Here is a 17487-nt window from a genome sequence, read left to right as displayed (position 1 = left end):
GTCCAGGTTTTCCGAGGTTTCCCGGGGACCACCATCGCCTCCTTGCCCCGCCCGGTGCCCTTACGCCATCGTGACCGTGGCGGAACAGCCCGTGACAACCGGGCCGCACCGCCGACGACCACGGAGGGGGAGCCGGTGGGGGACACGGTGGGAGAGAGGGACATTCCGGCAGCGCGGGTCGGCCCGGCGCAGCCACCTGCGAAAGGACCCGCCGAAGTCACCTGGGATCGCTTACAGGAGCAGATGGCCTGGTTCGACCGCAAGAGCAGCCATGCCCAACGGCGCTTCAAGCAGCTGAAGTTGTCCACACTCATCCTGGCGGCGGGACTGCCGGTGGCCATCGCGGCGTCCGCGCCCGGCTGGATCCCGGCCGCCATGGGCGCCCTCATCGCGGTCATCGAAGGCGCCCAGCAACTCTTCAAGTTCCAGGAGAACTGGATCAACTACCGGTCCTCGTGCGAGAGCCTGCGCCGCGAGGAACACCTCTACCTCGCGCGGGCCGGGCACTACGCCGACGCCGCCGACCTCGACGGTCTGCTCGCCGAGTCGGTGGAGCGGATCCTCAGCCAAGAGGCCACCCACTGGGCGGAGCGGGAAACCACATGATCGTCGTCTTCACCGGCCGGCGTCCCACAGGACCCGACGGCGTGTTTCCCGGCTCCTCCGTGGACTGGCTGGAGGAGCGGCTCAAGCTCCTCTTCGGCGGGCTGCGGCCCCGGCTCGTGGTGGGCTCCGCCGCCGCGGGCACGGACCTGCTGGCCGCCGGGGCGGCCCTGCGCGCGGGGATCCCGGCCGACCTCGTGATCACCGAGGACCCGCAGGAGTTCGTGACCGCCTCCGTCGCCGACAAGGGCCCGCAATGGGAGGAGCGCTACCGCAGGCTGACCGCGAAGCCGGAGGCCACGCTGGTCCCCGTGCCCGGGGCGAAGGCCGACGACGACGGGTTCCGTACCGTCAACGAGGCGATACTGAGCCACGCCCTCGATCGTCTGCGCGATCCGGCCCAGGCGGCGGACGAACCCGAGGAACTCGTGGTCGTCGCCGTGACGGAGGGACCCCGCACGGGAGAGGACCACACCGAGTCCCTCGCCCGGTCGGCCAGGACCCTCGGCCACCTGGTGCTGCGTCTTGACCCCTCGCAGGGCCAGTTCGAGGCACAGACGGCGTTCGTCGCCATGCCGTACGGCGGCAAGGCCGACTCCACGCGGGAACTCAAGCGGTTCGAGGCCGACGAGTCCTGGCACCGGGTGCTCGTGCCCGCCCTGCTCGACAGCGGATACCGGCCCCTCCGCACCGACCTGGAAGCCGGCCTGAAGAGCATCGACGCGCGCATGCTGCACAGCATCAACACCGCCGACCTCTTCGTCGCGGACCTCGCCACCCTCAACCCCAACGTCCTGTGGGAACTGGGTGTACGGCACGCCTGGCGGCCCTCCGCCACCCTCCTCATGGCCCCGCACTGGGTCACGCCACCCTTCGACCTGGGGCACTCGACCATCCAGCGCTACGAGCGGGGAATGAAGAAGGTCAGCGACCGGCAGGCGGTCGCGGCGATCCGCAAGCTCACGGACGCGCTGCGCGCGACCCGGCAGGGAGCCGACAGCCCGGTGTGGGCGGTGTTCCCCACGCTGGCACCCGTACAACTCCCCCCGAACGCCGACGAGGAGCTGTTCGCGCGGCTCACGCGGTACAGCGAGGAGATCTCCCTGGCGGCGGCCCTGCGTGACGCCGACAAACTGCTCGACATCGCCGGCCAGGTACGGGAGGACGGGCTGTCCGACAACAACTCCCACGCCCAACTGGAGCAGATCGGACTCGCCCTGGTGAAGCTGGGCGACTTCGAGAAGGGGCGGGAACTGCTCAGGCCGCTGGCCGAGGCCGACACCGCCCTCGACCGGGTCCGCATGCAGCAGTCGTACGCCTTCACACTGATCCACCGGGCCGGAACGCCCGAGCAGCGGCTGACGTACCTGAAGGAGGCCGAACGCCGACTCCTGCTGCTCGACCACCTTCACCCCGGGTCCTCCGAGACCTGGGGACTGCTCGGCAGCGCCGCCAAGCGCGCCTTCGAACTGGCCCTCCGGCTCGGCGAGAAGAACGCCTCACCCCACCTGGACCGCGCCATCAGCGCGTACCGCCGCGGCATGGCGGCCGACCCCGGCGACTACTACCCGGGCATCAACGCGCTCGCCCTCGTGCGGGTCAGGGGCCAGCACTTCGGCGGTGGCCGCACGGACGTGGACCTGGCCGAGTCCCTGCTCCCGGTGGTCCAGTTCGCCGTCGAACGCCGCCCGGTCGGCCCCCACGACACCTGGGAGCAGGCGACCCTGGCCGAACTCGCCCTCCACCACCACCTGCTGGAGCAGGACCCGGCCGAGGAACCGCCCGCCGAAGCACTCCGGCACTACGCCTTCGCGGTCCAGTCCGCCGACGGCGCCGAAGTCTCCTCCATGCGCCGCCAGCTCGACTTCCTCCTGGCGGCCGGAGACCCACCCGGAGTACTGGCGCCCCTGCTCGCCGCCATACCGGCACCTGCCGAGAACACCTCATGACATCCGGGACCACCGGGCCGTCACCGGCAGGGGCCGTGGACACCCCTCGCCGAACAGCCGCTTCTCTCAGGCCAGTTCCGCCGCGTACGGCGGCTCCGCGCCCGCGCGCGAGCAGGTGATCGCCGCCGCGCGCGCCGCGAACCGCAGCAGGTCCGCCCAGCCGTTCGCTCCCAGACCCGCCAGGGCCTCCGAGGCCAGGGCGTCCCGGGCGGACAGCCCGTGCAGCAGCGCCGCGTTCACGGTGTCGCCGGCGCCGATGGTGTCGACGACGTCGACCTTCTCGCCCGGCACGGAGTGTACCGAGCCGTCCCGGGTGAAGGCCGTCAGCCCGTCGCCGCCCTGGGTGATCACGACGGCCGAGGGCCCCGCTGCCAGCCACTCGCGCGGAGTGCCGCCCAGCCACAGCGCGTCCTCCTCGGAGAGCTTGAGCAGGGACACGGACGGCAGCCAGCTCCTGAACCGGGTCCGGTAGGCGTCCGCGTCGGGAATCAGCCCCGCCCGGATGTTCGGGTCGAGAGCGGTGAACACCCCCTGCGCGGCGGCGGTCCGCAGCAGCTCCTCGTAGGCGCTCGCACCCGGCTCCAGGACCAGCGAGCAGGTGCCGAAGGAGACCGCCCGGGTCCCCGAGGGAAGGTCTGCGGGGGCCGCGAACAGCCGGTCGGCGGTGCCGTCGACGTAGAAGGAGTACGCGGCCGAGCCGTGCGTGTCGATCGTGGCCACCGCGAGGGTGGTCGGCTCCGGGCCACGCTGTACGGCGCTCACGTCGACCCCCGCCGTCCGTAGTCCGTCGAGCAGTGCCTCGCCGAAGGCGTCGGACGAGACACGGGAGCAGAAGGCCGTGGGGGAGCCGAGACGGCCGAGGGCCAGGGCCGTGTTGTACGGGCCGCCGCCGAGCGCCGGCTGCAGGCCCGCGAGGGCGCCCGTGCCCTGCGGTACCAGGTCGATCAGGGCCTCTCCGGCGACGACGATCACGAGTTGGTTCCTCTCTCGGACTGCGATGACTGACGGGGTGGTGCGGAGGGTGACGGGGATGGCGACGGCTGCGAGGTCCGGGGGGTCTGCGAGGCCTGGGGGCGTCGCACCGCGTGCTGGGGGGCGTTCGGCTCGGTCATGTCGGGCATGTTGATCACGTCGGTCGCTTCGCTCTCCTCGCCCACGCAGCCGCACGACGTGCGGTGGACGAAGGTGCAGGGGAGCCGCACGGTCCGCGCGGGCCGGTCCGGCGCGGACAGGCGGTCCAGGAGCATCCGGACGGCTTCCGCGCCGATCTCCTTGCCGGGCTGGGCGATCGCGGTGAGCCGGGGTGTGAACAGGTCCGCCCAGGCGAAGTCGTCGAAGCAGCACAGCGCGATGTCGTCCGGCACGGACAGCCCGCCCTCGCGCAGCGCGTGCAGGGCGCCGATGGTCATCGCGTTGTTGGCGGTGACGAGCGCGGTGGGCGGCACGGCGAGGGACAACAGGGCCGCGGTGGCCAGTCGACCGCCGTCGGACTCGGAGTCGCCGTGGACGACGAGACGCTCGTCGTAGGGCAGCCCGGCGGCGGCCAGGCCGTGCCGGTACCCGGTGATCCGCTCGCCGGTGGTGCTCAGCCCCGGGCGGCCCGCGATCAGGGCGATCCGCCGGTGGCCCGACTCGGCGAGATGCGTGACCAGGTGGGCCGTCGGTTCGGCGCTGTCCGCGCAGACCTGGTCGAAGCGCGGTGTGTCCTTCCCGGGGGAGTCGACCACCCGGTCCAGGAAGACGGCCGGTACGTCGTGGCGCGTGAGGTAGGCGACGAGTGCGCGCGGGTCGGCGGAGGGGGCGACGATCATGCCGTCCACCCGCCGTTCGTGCAGCAGTTGGACGACCTTGCGCTCGTGTTCGGGATCGTCGTGCGGATCGGCGATCAGCAGGCTGTAGCCGTGCTCCAGGGCGGCCGCCTCCACTCCCTGGAGGATCTCCGTGAAGTACGGGTTGCTGGTCGCCGACACCGCGAGGCCGATGGACCGGGTGCGGGAGGTCACCAGGGAGCGGGCGAGGGTGTTGTGCGTGTAGCCGAGTTCCTCGACGGCGTCCAGCACGGCCTGGCGGGTGCGGGGCAGGACCGGTCGGGTGTCGTTGAGCACGTGCGAGACGGTCGCCACGGACACACCGGCACCGCGTGCGACGTCGGCCATGGTCGGCATGGTGTCCCCCTCCGGAACGGCACCGGGAACATATCTCATGCGCCGACGCACGTAAACGCTTGCGTAAGCGTTTACGTGCAGTCGCCGAGATGGTCCGACCCGACCTGACTCGGCCTGACTCGATTCGACCCGGGACGGATCCGCCCCGGGTCGTCAGGACGTCACTCCCACTCCCACCCGATCCCCACGATCCCCGACCGCACCCGCGGCTCGACCAGATGCACCGAGTGGTGCCGGCCGGTCAGGGCCAGCTCCTGCCGGCCGCTGCGCGGTGCCGCCGCCGAGTGCTGGGTGAAGCGGTGACAGCGCGTCGGCAGCGCGTGTTCGTCGAAACGCACCTGGAGCGCGTACTGACCGCCCGCCGGACCGAACCCGCGGACGTACTCCCGTGACGGACCGGCCGTGCCGTCCTCGACGGCGTAGCGGAAGAGGAACGTGTCGCCGGCCCGCAGCCGGGTGTCGAAGAGCAGCTCGGCGACGAGCACCCCGGTGTCGTGGTCCGAACACACCCGCCCCGTGCGGCAGTTCTCCAGCGCGTGGACGGTCATCCGCGCCGGCGCGCACCCCGGATCGCCGTGGTGGACGGCCACGAAGCGGTCGACGCCGTCCCGGTGGGCGCGCACGATGTGGTGCGACTCGCGCCCCGCCAGTTCGCGGCGCGTGCCGACCCGTACCCGCTCGTGGTGCCCGAGGGTGTGCAGTCCGCCGTCCAGCGGCGAGCCCAGCTCGGCCAGCAGCTGTTCCAGGACGTCCGACGCCTCGACGAGGGAGCGGTAGGAGCGCGCGGCGGGCCGTTGGGCGGCCGGGTCCTCGTCGCTCTGGGCGAGCAGCCGGATCAGCGACTCCTCCGGCAGCTGGAGGATCTCCTCCAGTGCCCGTACCGCCCGCAGCGACTCGGGGCGCTGCGGACGCCGGGCACCCTGCTGCCAGTAACTCAGGCTCGTCACGCCGACCTTGACCCCGTGCCGCGACAGATGGTGCTGCACGCGCTGCAGTGGCAGTCCGCGGGCGGTGATCGCGGCGCGCAGCGCGACGTGGAAGGGGCCGCCACGCAGGGCCGACTCCAGTTCCGCGGTGGCGACGTCCGCGTGCTGTGTGGCGTGCGGCATGCAGGGGCCTTTCTGTGGGTGTCCACAACGGCTGGTCCGGCCGTTCGCGGGAGTCGACGGAGGCCGCCGGACCGGCGCACGGGGTTCTTCACATCCGTACGCCGTCGTTCAGGGCCCCGAGTTCCCCCGCATTGAAGCGTGTTGACCAAGCCCCGACAACACTTGATACCCAACCGCGTCGCACTCCTGGCCGACTTCGGGCGCTTGTGCCCGGAGGGTCTCCTCCAAGGCGGGGGCTGTTCCGGGGCGGGGCCCGCCTCAAGCGGGTCCCGCCGGCCCGTCCTCGCCCAGCACCTCCCTGATCGCCCGCGCGGACAGCGCCGACTTGGGCAGGAACCCGCGCGCGGGACTGGCGGCGATCAGTTCCTGGAAGTCGTCCCCGGAATGGGTCGAGACGAGGATCACCGCGGAACCGCCGTCGATCAACTGCCGTGCCACGTCGAAGCCGTTCTCGCCGTCCAGGTCGAGATCGACCAGGACGACGTCCACGGGCGTCTCCCGGATCCGGGCGAGAGCCTCGGGGCCGGTGGAGGCGAGGCCGACGACGCGGATCCCACCCTGCTCCAGCAGGGCGCGCGCGGCCTGGAGGAACCGGGCGCTGTCATCGACGATGAGACAGCGCAGCGACATGGGCACAGCTTGCCAACCGGTCGACAACCGCGCCTTGCAGCTAGCCGGAAACCGTGGCGGAACCGACTCGGAACGGAGATTCCCGTGCACGCGGCGCGGTGCGCCTGACCGGCGGTAGCATGGCGGCGCCCTGGGGAAGGCCGTGTTGTCCGGTCGAGTGGGGGTCCGCGATGAAGACCGCGATGAGGACGTCGTACAGGAACATCGCACTGCGCGGGGCCCTGTGTCTCGGCCTGCTGCTGGCCGCCTGTGACGGCGGCGCGGGCGACGACAGGGGCTTCGGACGCGCGGCGCCGCGCGACACCACGTGCGACGGGAAGATCGAGGGCACCGCCCGGATCAGGGTGTGGTTCCACGCCGGCCCGAGCGGCGAGTTCCACACGCTGCGCAGCCAGGTCGAGGAGTTCAACGCCGCGCAGAAGCAGGTGCGGGTCGAGCTGGTCACGCTCCCCGAACGCCGGCCCTACAACGACCTGGTGCTCTCCGCCGCGGCCAGCGGCGACCTGCCCGACCTGCTCGACTTCGACGGGCCGAACCTCTACAGCCACGCCTGGTCGGGCAGGCTCAAGCCGATCGACTCGTGCGTACCGCAGAGCGTCCGCGAGGATCTGCTGCCCTCGATCCGAAGACAGGGCACCTACGCGGACCGGCTGTGGGGCGTGGGCACCTTCGACTCCGGCCTGGGCCTGTTCGTGCGGAAGTCCGCCCTGAAGAAGGCCGGCGTGCGCCTTCCGACGGGCCCCGGGGACGCCTGGACGGCCGACGAACTCACCGGCATCCTGCGTGCCCTCCGCAAGCAGGGGTTCGAGGCGCCGCTCGATCTGAGGCTGGTGTTCGCGGGCGCGGGCGAGGAGTGGAACACCTATGGCTTCGCACCGGCCGTGTGGTCGGCGGGTGGTGACCTCGTCGACCCCGTCCACCACCGCACCGCGAACGGCCACCTGAACGGCCCCGAGGCGGTCGGCGCGCTCACCACCCTGCAGAACTGGGTCAAGGCGGGGCTGGTCGACACTGCCCGGGACGAGAACGCGTTCGTCGACGGCCGCAGCGCGATCAGCTGGTGCGGCCACTGGGTGTACGGCGAGTTCGACAAGGCGTTCCCCGACGACGTCGCGATCGTTCCGCTGCCCGACTTCGGCAAGGGCACGGTCACGGGCATGGGCTCCTGGCAGTGGGGGATCCCGGCGGGTGCCGTCGACGGCGACGCGGTCTGGAAGTTCCTCGCCCACCTCCTCAAGCCCGCCGAGGTGCTCCGGATGACCAAGGCCAACGGCGCGATCCCCGCCACGGGCAGCGCCCTGAAGCTCTCGCCGGAGTACGCCCCCCGTGGCACCGAGCACCTCTTCATCGAGCAGCTCCGGGAGGGCGTCGCCCGGCCCCGGTCGCAGACCCCCGCCTATCCGGCGATCACCGACGCCTTCTCCCGGGCCTTCGCCGCGATCATGCTCGACCGGGCCCCGGTCAAGGCGTCCCTCGACGAGGCGGTCAGGCGCATCGACGCCGACCTGGCGGCCCACGACGGCTACCCCGAGGACGACCTGTGAGCGCCCGCGGAACGCGTGCCGGGCCCTACGAGGGGCCCGCCCAGCCCTACGCGTGCCGGCCCGCCGAGCCCCACGAGGTGCCGCGCACGACCGGAACCAGGAGGGCGGCACACGGACTCGGGCGAGCAGCACGCGACCCCAGGAGGGCGGCATCCGGACCCGAGGGAGCGGTGACCGGACCCAGGAGAGCGGCATCCGTCGCCGGCCCGGCTGACGTCCCGCTCGTCGGCCGGTGAAGGCCGGTCATGTCATGCGGCGCGCACTGTTCCTCGCCCCCCGGGCCCTGCCGGCCCGCCGAGGGCACCGATCCGGTCCGTCCCGAGTCCCCTTCCTGGCCCGCCTCCGGGTCGGACGGAAGCTGATGCTGCTGGTGCTGCTGCCGGTGACCACCATGCTGGTCGTCATGGCCGTCGGGGGCATGGACCAGTGGCGCGAGGCGCGGACGCTCGGGGACTTCCGCACCGCGACCCGCGTGTCGTTCGCGGCCACCGTGCTCACCGACGCCGTCGCCGAGGAGCGGACCGCCGCCGTCAAGGCCCGGTTGCGGCCGGGCCGGGCCACATTGAGGGAACGTTCCGCCGCACAGGGTGCCACCGACACGGCACTCCGCACGGCGCTCGCCGGCACCACCTCCTGGAGGGGCGAGCCGGATGTGCCGGGCCGCCTGGACGCCGCCGGCCGCACCCTGCGCGCGGTGCGTGCGCAGAGCAGGACGGCCTCCCTCCCGGCCCTGTCCCTGGCGGGCGCCTACGACACCGTCGTCCACGATCTGCTGGGCACGGTCGCCACCCTCGAATCCGGCCGCCCCACCCGGCAGTCGGGCCGCGCCGCCGACGCCCACCTGGCGCTCCTGGAAGCCGTCGAGGCCGCCGAACGCGAGCGCGTCGAACTCACCGTCCTTCTCGACGCCCCGGACGCCTCCCACGCCGCCGCCGCGGACCGCTGGCCCGCCCTGGAACAGTCCCGCCTCGACGCGTTCAACCAGAACGCCTCCGCGGCCCTGAAGGCCGAGCTGTACACCACGCTCCTGATGGACCCCGGGCGGTTCGTGCGCCGGACCCGCGACACGCTGGGCGACCCGAACGGCACACCGGCGGACCTGCCGTCGTACGACCGCTGGACGGCCCTCTCCGCGGCGCGCGTCAAGGCGCTGCGCGGCATCCAGCACGATGCGGCAGCCGAACTCGGCCGCACCGCCTCCCAGGACCTCGGCTCCGCGCGCGCCCGGGAGGTCCGCGACCTCGCCGTCTCCTTCGGCGTGCTGGCCTGCGTCACCGCTCTCGCCCTCACCCTGCGGCGCTCGATCACCAGGCCCCTGCGGGAGGTCTCCGCGGGCGCCCTGGCGCTGTCGGAGGGGGACCTCTCGTACGACATCCGGTACGCGGGCCGGGACGAACTCGGCGACGTGGCCGACACGTTCCGCGCGCTGCGGGTGACCACCGAGCGGCTCGCCGACGAGATCCACGCCATGAACGAGTCGATCGACGCCGGCCGGCTCGGCCACCGCGCGGACGTCGCCGCCTTCCGGGGCACCTGGGCACGGCTGCTGGGCGGCATGAACGGCACCATGGCGTCCTTCGCCGCGGTCCACGGACGCCGGCGCCGGGCCGAACGGGAACTGGCGGACATCTTCCACCTCTCCCTCGACCTGCTGTGCATCGCCGGTCTGGACGGCTGCTTCAAGCGCGTCAACCCCGCCTTCGAGCAGACCCTCGGCCACCCCGCGGAGGTGCTCCTCGCCAAGCCGTGGCTGGAGTTCGTGCACCCGCAGGACCGGGCACGCACGCGTGTCGCACTCCAACGCCTCGCCGACGGTGTCGAGGTGGTCGAGTTCGAGAACCGCTTCCTGCGCGCCGACGGCACCGAGCGCTGGCTCCAGTGGAGCGCCCGCCCCGTCATGGGCGAGGGCCTCGCCTACGCCGCCGCGCGCGATGTCACCGAGAGCCGGCGCGCGGCGCGCGAACAGGTGGCCCTGCGCGAGGTGGCCACCCTGGTGGCCCGCGGGGTGCCGCCGCACGAGGTGTTCTCCGCGGTCGCCCACCAGGTGGGGACCGTGCTGAGCAGCGGCTCCGCGGCCGTCCTGCGGTACGCCGTCGACGGCACCGCCACCGTCCTCGGCACCGCCTACGGGCCCGCCATGGACAGTGGTGCGGCGGCGGCCGAGGTGGCGCGGACCCGCCGTCCCGCGCGCGTGGAGCACTCGATCGGCGCGCCCGTCGTCGTGGACGACCGCCTCTGGGGCGCCGTCGTCGCGGCGGCCTCCGGTCCGGATCCGCTGCCCCCGGGCGCCGAGTCCTGGCTCGCCGACTTCACCGAACTCGTCGCCACCGCCATCGCCAACGCCGACAGCCGGGCCCAGCTCACCGCGTCCCGCGCGCGTGTGGTGGCCGCCGGGGACGCCTCCAGGCGGCGGATCGAACGCGATCTGCACGACGGGGTCCAGCAGCGGCTGGTCTCCCTCCAGCTGGACCTCAGGATGGCGCAGGCCATGCTGGAGGAGCGGTCCGGCAGGCTCCCTCCAGGAGAGGGGCTTCCTTCACCGCGGGGGCTTCCCGAGCAGCTGGAGCACGTGGCGAAGGGCCTGGACGAGACCTTCGCCGACCTCCTCCAGGTCGCGCGCGGCATCCACCCGGCGATCCTCTCCAAGGGCGGCCTCGGCCCCGCCCTGCGCGCCCTGGCCCGCCGCGCGCCCCTCCCCGTCGAACTGGACCTCCGCCTGCCCGCGGGCCGGCTCCCCGAACAGCTGGAGGTCGCCGTCTACTACGTCACCTCGGAATGCCTCACCAATGCCGCCAAGCACGCGCGTGCCGGCGTGGTCGAGGTGAGAGCGCGCACCGAGGACGACGTCCTGGAGGTGACCATCGCCGACGACGGGACGGGCGGCGCCGAACCCGGACGCGGCTCCGGGCTGATCGGGCTCATCGACCGGGTCGAGGCGATCGGCGGCCGGCTGGCCGTCAGCAGCCCGCCGGACCGTGGCACGACCCTCACCGTCCGGCTGCCGCTGGGCGCACCGGCGGCGGACAGGTGACCGCCCGGGGCGCACGCCGGGGTCTGCCCAGGCGGGGGAACCTGGACACGGTGACGTCGCGCACGCTCCGGGCGGTCGGTTCGGACGGAGAGGCACGCCGTCCGGCTCAGGGAGTGTTCCCAAGGGGCTGAGGGCTTCTCAGAGGAGGTCCGGGAGGACTTCCTCATGGCGGTCGACGTCGCCGCGGCGCGCCTTCGCCAGTCTCTGGGCGCGCACGATGTCGGGATCGCGCGGGTCGTGCGGGGCGGGGGCGCCGTACGGGGCGTACCTGTCGTCCGTGGTCCGGCCGGTACGACCCGACCGCCGTGGCTTCTCGATCCGTGTCCGCCGCATGTCCCGCAGCCTTTCCGTGTCCGCCGTGAACCGAGCTTCCCCCGGGGCAGACCCGTATGTCGTCACGGCAGGCCCCCAATTCCCCTTCCCGCTAGCCGTACTCCCCGTACTCCGGCAGGCTGTTGGGGCGTACCGCAGGGGGAGGGGAAGGGGTCCGGAGCGATGGAGGCACCGCAGCGGTCCGCGCGGGGACGGGTCGTCCTCGCCGATGACGACGTGCTGCTCAGGGAGGGCCTGGCCAGCCTGTGCGAACGCCTTGGCCATCACGTGGTCGGTCAGGCCGGAGACGCGACCCGGCTCCTCGAACTGGTCGCCGACCAGCACCCCGATCTCGCGATCGTCGACATCCGTATGCCGCCGGACCACTCCACCGAGGGACTGAAGGCGGCCCGAACCATCCGCGACCGGCATCCCGACATCGGCATCCTCGTCCTGTCGGCGTTCGTCGAGGTCGAGGACGCTTTGGAACTGCTGGCGAGCGGACGCCGGGTCGGCTATCTCCTCAAGAGCCGGGTCACCGACGTCGAGGAGTTCGTCGAGGCCCTGGAACGGATCCGCCGGGGCGGCTCGGTCGTCGACCCGTCCCTGGTGCAGGAGCTGTTCTCGGCCCAGCGCCGCGACGACCCGCTGTCCCACCTCAGCGGCCGTGAGCGCGAGGTCCTCGCCCTCATGGCGGAGGGCCGCTCCAACGCGGGCATCGGCCGCCGGCTCTGGGTCACCGAGGGCACCGTCGAGAAGCACGTCCGCAGCATTCTGGGCAAGCTCGCGCTCACCGAGGACACCGACGACCACCGCCGGGTGCTGGCCGTTCTCACCTTTCTGGAGTCCCGCTGACGGTGCCGGTGCGTTGTCCACAGGCCCGCCGCGCTGTCAGCCCCCGCCAGTAGGGTGGGAGACATGGCCGACCCCTCCAGCTATCGCCCCAAGCCGGGGCAGATCCCGGACTCTCCCGGGGTGTACAGGTTCCGTGACGAGCACCGCCGGGTGATCTACGTCGGAAAGGCGAAAAGCCTGCGCCAGCGCCTGGCGAACTACTTCCAGGACCTGGCGGGCCTGCACCCCCGCACCCGCACCATGGTCACCACGGCCGCGTCCGTGGAGTGGACCGTGGTGTCCACGGAGGTCGAGGCCCTGCAGCTGGAGTACTCCTGGATCAAGGAGTACGACCCCCGGTTCAACGTCAAGTACCGCGACGACAAGAGCTACCCGTACCTCGCGGTGACGATGAACGAGGAGTTCCCGCGCGTGCAGGTGATGCGCGGTCACAAGAAGAAGGGCGTGCGCTACTTCGGGCCGTACGGCCACGCCTGGGCGATCCGCGACACCGTCGACCTGCTGCTGCGCGTCTTCCCGGTCCGCACCTGCTCGGCCGGGGTCTTCAAGAACGCGGCCCGCACCGGCCGCCCCTGCCTCCTCGGCTATATCGGCAAGTGCTCCGCCCCCTGCGTCGGCCGCGTCTCCGCCGAGGAGCACGGAGAACTCGCCGAGGAGTTCTGCGACTTCATGGCCGGCCGCACCGGCACGTATCTCCGCCGCCTGGAGAAGCAGATGGCGGAGGCGGCCGAAGAGATGGAGTACGAGCGGGCGGCCCGCCTGCGTGACGACATCGGGGCCCTGAAGAAGGCCATGGAGAAGAGCGCGGTCGTGCTCGCCGACGCGACCGACGCCGACCTCATCGCGGTCGCCGAGGACGAGCTGGAAGCGGCCGTGCAGATCTTCCACGTCCGTGGCGGACGCGTGCGCGGCCAGCGCGGCTGGGTCACCGACAAGGTCGAGGAGATCACCACCGGCGCCCTGGTGGAGCACGCGCTCCAGCAGCTCTACGGCGAGGAGAAGGGCGACTCGGTCCCCAAGGAGGTCCTCGTCCCGGCCCTGCCCGAACCGGTGGAGCCGGTCCAGGAGTGGCTGACCGGTCGCCGCGGGTCCAACGTGTCCCTGCGGATCCCGCAGCGCGGCGACAAGAAGGCCCTCATGGAGACGGTGCAGCGCAACGCGCTCCAGGCGCTCGCCCTGCACAAGACCAAGCGGGCCTCCGACCTGACCACCCGCTCGCGCGCGCTGGAGGAGATCGCCGACGCCCTCGACCTGGACAGCGCGCCGCTCCGGATCGAGTGCTACGACATCTCGCACCTCCAGGGCGACGACGTGGTGGCCTCCATGGTCGTCTTCGAGGACGGGCTCCAGCGCAAGAGCGAGTACCGCCGCTTCCAGATCAAGAGCTTCGAGGGGCAGGACGACGTCCGCTCCATGCACGAGGTCATCAGCCGCCGCTTCCGGCGCTACCTCGCCGACAAGGAGAAGACGGGCGAGTGGACCGACGGCGAGGACGCCCTCGGCAACGGCCCCACGGAAGACAGCGGCCTCACGGAAGGCGACGGCCTCGGGGACGGCAACGGCAACGGCCTCAAGGACGAAGAGGGCCGCCCCAAGCGCTTCGCCTACCCGCCCCAGCTCGTCGTCGTCGACGGCGGACAACCCCAGGTGGCCGCCGCCAAGAAGGCCCTCGACGAGCTCGGTATCGACGACATCGCCATCTGCGGCCTCGCCAAGCGCCTGGAGGAGGTCTGGCTGCCGGGCGACGACGACCCCGTGATCCTGCCCCGCACCAGCGAGGGCCTCTACCTGCTCCAGCGCGTCCGTGACGAGGCCCATCGCTTCGCCATCACCTACCAGCGCACCAAGCGGGCCAAGCGCTTCCGTTCCAGCCCCCTGGACGACCTGCCCGGCCTGGGCGAGACGCGCAAACAGGCGCTGCTCAAGCATTTCGGTTCGGTGAAGAGGCTGAGGTCCGCGACAATCGACCAGATCTGCGAGGTTCCCGGCATAGGACGTAAAACGGCCGAGACGATCGCCGTGGCCCTCGCCCAGGCGGCCCCGGCCGCACCCGCCGTCAACACGGCGACCGGAGAGATCATGGAAGACGAGCAGATCGAGCAGGTCGAGCAGCACGAGCAGGACGGGGCGCCCAAGGCGGCGGCGGGCACCCCGGGGGAGCCCGTGACCGCGGGCGCCCCGGACGAACGACGGGGGCAGGAGAGATGACCGAGCACGAAGAGCAGCCCACAGCACAGCGAGATCAGACGCACAAGGAAACCGGCGATGATCCCGCTCAGCACGACACAGGCCAGGAAAACGGAGCACAAGTGAGCACGGGCAGCGATACACCCGGGGTCGCCGAGGCGGCCATCCCCGAGTTGGTGATCATCTCCGGCATGTCCGGAGCCGGCCGCTCGACGGCGGCCAAGTGTCTGGAGGACCTCGGCTGGTTCGTCGTCGACAACCTTCCGCCCGCGCTGATCCCCACCATGGTGGAGCTCGGCGCCCGTTCCCAGGGCAACGTGGCGCGGATCGCGGTCGTCGTCGACGTCCGCGGACGCCGCTTCTTCGACAACCTCCGCGAGTCCCTCGCCGACCTGGACGGCAGGCAGGTCACCCGGCGGATCGTCTTCCTGGAGTCCTCGGACGAGGCCCTGGTGCGGCGCTTCGAGTCGGTGCGCCGCCCGCACCCCCTCCAGGGCGACGGCCGCATCGTCGACGGCATCGACGCCGAGCGCGAACTACTGCGCGAGCTGCGCGGCGACGCCGACCTGGTGATCGACACCTCCAGCCTGAACGTGCACGAGCTGCGCGCCAAGATGGACGCCCAGTTCGCCGGAGAGGAGGAGCCCGAGCTGCGGGCCACCGTCATGTCCTTCGGCTTCAAGTACGGCCTCCCGGTCGACGCCGACCTGGTCGCGGACATGCGCTTCCTGCCCAACCCGCACTGGATCCCGGAGCTGCGCCCCTTCACCGGCCTCAACGAGGAGGTGTCGGCGTACATCTTCAACCAGCCCGGCGCCAAGGAGTTCCTCGACCGGTACGCCGAGCTGCTCAGGCTCATCGCGGCCGGCTACCGCCGTGAGGGCAAGCGGTACGTGACGATCGCGATCGGCTGCACCGGCGGCAAGCACCGCTCGGTCGCGACCTCGGAGAAGCTCGCCGCGCGCCTCGTGGCCGAGGGCGTGGAGACGGTGGTCGTACACCGGGACATGGGACGGGAATGACGGCACGCACTCCGCGGCTGAGCAGGCTGCGCGGGGCGGTGCCCGAAGGGCGGGCCGGCCGCCCGGTCGAGGCGCGTGGCGCCAAACCGCGCCGCCGCGGCGCCCAGCCCAAGGTGGTCGCCCTCGGCGGCGGCATGGGCCTGTCCGCCTCGCTCACCGCCCTGCGACGGATCACCGGCGACCTCACCGCCGTCGTCACCGTGGCGGACGACGGCGGCTCCAGCGGACGCCTGCGCGACGAACTGGGCGTTCTGCCACCCGGCGACCTCCGCAAGGCGCTGGCCGCGCTCTGCGGCGACGACGAGTGGGGCCAGACCTGGGCCCGCGTCATCCAGCACCGCTTCGAGTCCAAGGGCGACCTGCACGAACACGCGGTCGGCAATCTGCTGATCGTCGCGCTGTGGGAACAGCTCGGCGATCACGTCCAGGCCCTCGACCTGGTCGGCAGACTGCTGGGCGCGCACGGCCGGGTGCTGCCCATGTCCGCCGTACCGCTGGAGCTCCAGGCCCTGGTCAAGGGCCACGACCCGGACCGGCCGGACGACGTCGACACCGTGCGGGGGCAGGCGACCGTCGCCCTCACCCCCGGCGAGGTGCAGTCCGTGCACGTGGTGCCGCACGACCCGCCGGCGGTGCCGGAGGCGGTGGCCGCCGTCCTCGACGCGGACTGGGTGGTCCTCGGTCCCGGCTCCTGGTTCTCCTCGGTGATCCCGCACCTGCTGGTGCCCGAACTGCTGGACGCGCTCGTCCAGACGAAGGCCCGCCGGGTGCTCCCGCTGAACCTCGCACCACAACCGGGAGAAACCGATGGCTTCTCACCGCAGCGTCATTTGGAGGTTTTGGGACGACACGCCCCTAAACTCGCCCTGGACGTGGTGCTGGCCGACGAGGCCGCCGTGCCCGACCGCGATGTGCTCACCGAGGCCGCCAAGCGGCTCGGTGCCGCGGTCGAGCTGGCCCCGGTCGCCCGGAGGGACGGGTCTCCAAGACATGACCCGGAGCTGCTTGCCGCCGCGTACGACCGTATTTTTCGGATGCATGGAAGGATCGGCCCATGGCGATGACGGCAGCGGTGAAGGACGAAGTCTCCCGGCTCCCCGTCACCCGTACCTGCTGCAGGAAGGCGGAGGTCTCTGCCATTCTGCGGTTCGCCGGCGGCCTTCACCTGGTGAGCGGGCGCATCGTGATCGAGGCGGAGCTGGATACCGCGATGGCGGCTCGCAGACTCAAGCGGGACATCCTGGAGATCTTCGGCCACGGCTCCGAACTGATCGTGATGGCGCCGGGCGGGCTGCGCCGCGGCTCGCGCTACGTAGTCCGGGTCGTCGCCGGCGGTGACCAGCTGGCCCGGCAGACCGGTCTGGTCGACGGCCGGGGGCGCCCGATCCGGGGCCTGCCCCCGCAGGTGGTCTCCGGTGCCACCTGTGACGCGGAGGCGGCCTGGCGTGGCGCCTTCCTGGCGCACGGTTCGCTCACCGAGCCGGGCCGCTCCTCCTCCCTGGAGGTGACCTGCCCCGGCCCCGAGGCCGCGCTCGCCCTGGTCGGCGCCGCCCGCAGGCTGTCGATCGCCGCCAAGGCCCGCGAGGTGCGCGGAGTGGACCGGGTCGTCGTCCGTGACGGTGACGCCATCGGCGCTCTGCTGACCCGGCTCGGCGCGCACGACTCCGTGCTGGCCTGGGAGGAACGCCGGATGCGCCGCGAGGTGCGGGCCACGGCGAACCGGCTCGCCAACTTCGACGACGCCAACCTGCGCCGCTCGGCGCGCGCGGCCGTCGCCGCCGGTGCCCGCGTCCAGCGCGCCCTGGAGATCCTCGCCGACGACGTCCCCGAGCATCTCGCCGCCGCCGGTCGCCTGCGCATGGATCACAAGCAGGCGTCCCTGGAGGAGCTGGGCGCGCTCGCCGACCCGCCGCTGACCAAGGACGCCGTGGCCGGCCGTATCCGCCGCCTGCTGGCGATGGCCGACAAGCGGGCCCAGGACATCGGTATCCCGGGCACGGAGTCCAGCATCACCGAGGAGATGGCGGACAACCTCGTGGGCTGAGTCCCGCGGCACGCTCGACACGCCGCGGCATGTCCG

14 protein-coding genes are annotated in these 17487 nt (G+C 72.2%); 9 read left to right on the top strand and 5 right to left on the bottom strand.

The genetic code is table 11. The features are described from left to right. Positions 1-54: 54 nt before the first annotated feature. Together ACZ5VD_RS23870 and ACZ5VD_RS23865 are read left to right on the top strand one after the other, a co-directional pair. Complete coding sequence (locus tag ACZ5VD_RS23870; protein WP_468683351.1) at positions 55-606, top strand: DUF4231 domain-containing protein; 552 nt, start codon at positions 55-57, stop codon at positions 604-606. After that, positions 603-2552 (top strand): TRAFs-binding domain-containing protein, encoded by a 1950-nt coding sequence (locus tag ACZ5VD_RS23865; RefSeq protein WP_468549573.1) that lies wholly within the window; start codon positions 603-605, stop codon positions 2550-2552. The genes ACZ5VD_RS23870 and ACZ5VD_RS23865 overlap by 4 nt, the downstream gene beginning before the upstream one ends. Before the next feature lie 66 nt (positions 2553-2618). Here ACZ5VD_RS23865 and ACZ5VD_RS23860 read toward each other — a convergent pair whose 3' ends face one another. The 4 genes from ACZ5VD_RS23860 to ACZ5VD_RS23845 form a co-directional block, all read right to left on the bottom strand. Beyond that, positions 2619-3524 carry a carbohydrate kinase family protein gene (locus tag ACZ5VD_RS23860; protein WP_468549574.1) on the bottom strand — a complete coding sequence of 302 codons (906 nt, stop codon included), beginning with the start codon at positions 3522-3524 and terminating at the stop codon, positions 2619-2621. Continuing rightward, a complete protein-coding gene (locus ACZ5VD_RS23855; RefSeq protein WP_468549575.1) occupies positions 3521-4717 on the bottom strand; it encodes a LacI family DNA-binding transcriptional regulator in 1197 nt (398 codons plus the stop codon). Before ACZ5VD_RS23855 ends, ACZ5VD_RS23860 begins: the two co-directional genes overlap by 4 nt. Before the next feature lie 161 nt (positions 4718-4878). After that, a complete protein-coding gene (locus tag ACZ5VD_RS23850; RefSeq protein WP_468549576.1) occupies positions 4879-5826 on the bottom strand; it encodes a hypothetical protein in 948 nt (315 codons plus the stop codon). Between the two features lie 258 nt (positions 5827-6084). After that, positions 6085-6456 carry a response regulator gene (locus tag ACZ5VD_RS23845; protein ID WP_468549577.1) on the bottom strand — a complete coding sequence of 124 codons (372 nt, stop codon included), beginning with the start codon at positions 6454-6456 and terminating at the stop codon, positions 6085-6087. 182 nt (positions 6457-6638) lie between these two features. On the opposite strand from ACZ5VD_RS23845, the gene ACZ5VD_RS23840 reads away from it, so the two are divergent. Continuing rightward, entirely contained in the window at positions 6639-8000 is a 1362-nt protein-coding gene (locus tag ACZ5VD_RS23840; RefSeq protein ID WP_468549578.1) for an extracellular solute-binding protein, read from the top strand. A 250-nt stretch (positions 8001-8250) separates the two neighbouring features. Continuing rightward, the gene (locus ACZ5VD_RS23835) at positions 8251-11031 is read left to right on the top strand and encodes a PAS domain S-box protein (protein WP_468683209.1); all 2781 of its coding nucleotides are present in this window, start codon (positions 8251-8253) and stop codon (positions 11029-11031) included. A gap of 138 nt (positions 11032-11169) precedes the next feature. Here the strand turns inward: ACZ5VD_RS23835 and ACZ5VD_RS23830 are convergent, their stop codons facing one another. After that, complete coding sequence (locus tag ACZ5VD_RS23830; RefSeq protein WP_468683207.1) at positions 11170-11364, bottom strand: hypothetical protein; 195 nt, start codon at positions 11362-11364, stop codon at positions 11170-11172. 162 nt (positions 11365-11526) lie between these two features. Here ACZ5VD_RS23830 and ACZ5VD_RS23825 point away from each other — a divergent pair, with 162 nt between their 5' ends. The 5 genes from ACZ5VD_RS23825 to whiA all read left to right on the top strand — a co-directional run bounded on the left by ACZ5VD_RS23825 (position 11527) and on the right by whiA (position 17451). Next, the gene (locus tag ACZ5VD_RS23825; protein ID WP_468549581.1) at positions 11527-12198 is read left to right on the top strand and encodes a response regulator transcription factor; all 672 of its coding nucleotides are present in this window, start codon (positions 11527-11529) and stop codon (positions 12196-12198) included. Between the two features lie 63 nt (positions 12199-12261). Then, positions 12262-14406: an excinuclease ABC subunit UvrC gene (gene uvrC, locus ACZ5VD_RS23820; RefSeq protein ID WP_468683206.1), complete on the top strand. Its 2145-nt coding sequence runs from the start codon at positions 12262-12264 to the stop codon at positions 14404-14406. Beyond that, positions 14403-15407 carry an RNase adapter RapZ gene (gene rapZ / locus ACZ5VD_RS23815; RefSeq protein ID WP_468549583.1) on the top strand — a complete coding sequence of 335 codons (1005 nt, stop codon included), beginning with the start codon at positions 14403-14405 and terminating at the stop codon, positions 15405-15407. Before uvrC ends, rapZ begins: the two co-directional genes overlap by 4 nt. After that, positions 15404-16471 carry a gluconeogenesis factor YvcK family protein gene (locus ACZ5VD_RS23810; RefSeq protein WP_468549584.1) on the top strand — a complete coding sequence of 356 codons (1068 nt, stop codon included), beginning with the start codon at positions 15404-15406 and terminating at the stop codon, positions 16469-16471. The genes rapZ and ACZ5VD_RS23810 overlap by 4 nt, the downstream gene beginning before the upstream one ends. Further along, the gene (gene whiA, locus ACZ5VD_RS23805) at positions 16462-17451 is read left to right on the top strand and encodes a DNA-binding protein WhiA (RefSeq protein ID WP_468549585.1); all 990 of its coding nucleotides are present in this window, start codon (positions 16462-16464) and stop codon (positions 17449-17451) included. The genes ACZ5VD_RS23810 and whiA overlap by 10 nt, the downstream gene beginning before the upstream one ends. Positions 17452-17487 lie beyond the last annotated feature (36 nt).

This window comes from Streptomyces sp. NPDC032822, assembly GCF_055578825.1.
Note: the sequence above shows the minus strand (reverse complement) of the source record. Positions and strands in the feature narration are given on the sequence as shown.

Excerpts from the sequence above, each read along its gene's own strand:
- ACZ5VD_RS23850 (WP_468549576.1), bottom strand. The coding sequence starts at position 5,826 with ATGCCGCACGCCACACAGCACGCGGACGTCGCCACCGCGGAACTGGAG.
- rapZ (WP_468549583.1), top strand. The coding sequence starts at position 14,403 with ATGACCGAGCACGAAGAGCAGCCCACAGCACAGCGAGATCAGACGCAC.
- ACZ5VD_RS23840 (WP_468549578.1), top strand. The coding sequence starts at position 6,639 with ATGAGGACGTCGTACAGGAACATCGCACTGCGCGGGGCCCTGTGTCTC.
- uvrC (WP_468683206.1), top strand. The coding sequence starts at position 12,262 with ATGGCCGACCCCTCCAGCTATCGCCCCAAGCCGGGGCAGATCCCGGAC.
- ACZ5VD_RS23810 (WP_468549584.1), top strand. The coding sequence starts at position 15,404 with ATGACGGCACGCACTCCGCGGCTGAGCAGGCTGCGCGGGGCGGTGCCC.
- whiA (WP_468549585.1), top strand. The coding sequence starts at position 16,462 with ATGGCGATGACGGCAGCGGTGAAGGACGAAGTCTCCCGGCTCCCCGTC.
- ACZ5VD_RS23855 (WP_468549575.1), bottom strand. The coding sequence starts at position 4,717 with ATGCCGACCATGGCCGACGTCGCACGCGGTGCCGGTGTGTCCGTGGCG.
- ACZ5VD_RS23835 (WP_468683209.1), top strand. The coding sequence starts at position 8,251 with ATGCGGCGCGCACTGTTCCTCGCCCCCCGGGCCCTGCCGGCCCGCCGA.
- ACZ5VD_RS23830 (WP_468683207.1), bottom strand. The coding sequence starts at position 11,364 with ATGCGGCGGACACGGATCGAGAAGCCACGGCGGTCGGGTCGTACCGGC.
- ACZ5VD_RS23825 (WP_468549581.1), top strand. The coding sequence starts at position 11,527 with ATGGAGGCACCGCAGCGGTCCGCGCGGGGACGGGTCGTCCTCGCCGAT.
- ACZ5VD_RS23865 (WP_468549573.1), top strand. The coding sequence starts at position 603 with ATGATCGTCGTCTTCACCGGCCGGCGTCCCACAGGACCCGACGGCGTG.
- ACZ5VD_RS23845 (WP_468549577.1), bottom strand. The coding sequence starts at position 6,456 with ATGTCGCTGCGCTGTCTCATCGTCGATGACAGCGCCCGGTTCCTCCAG.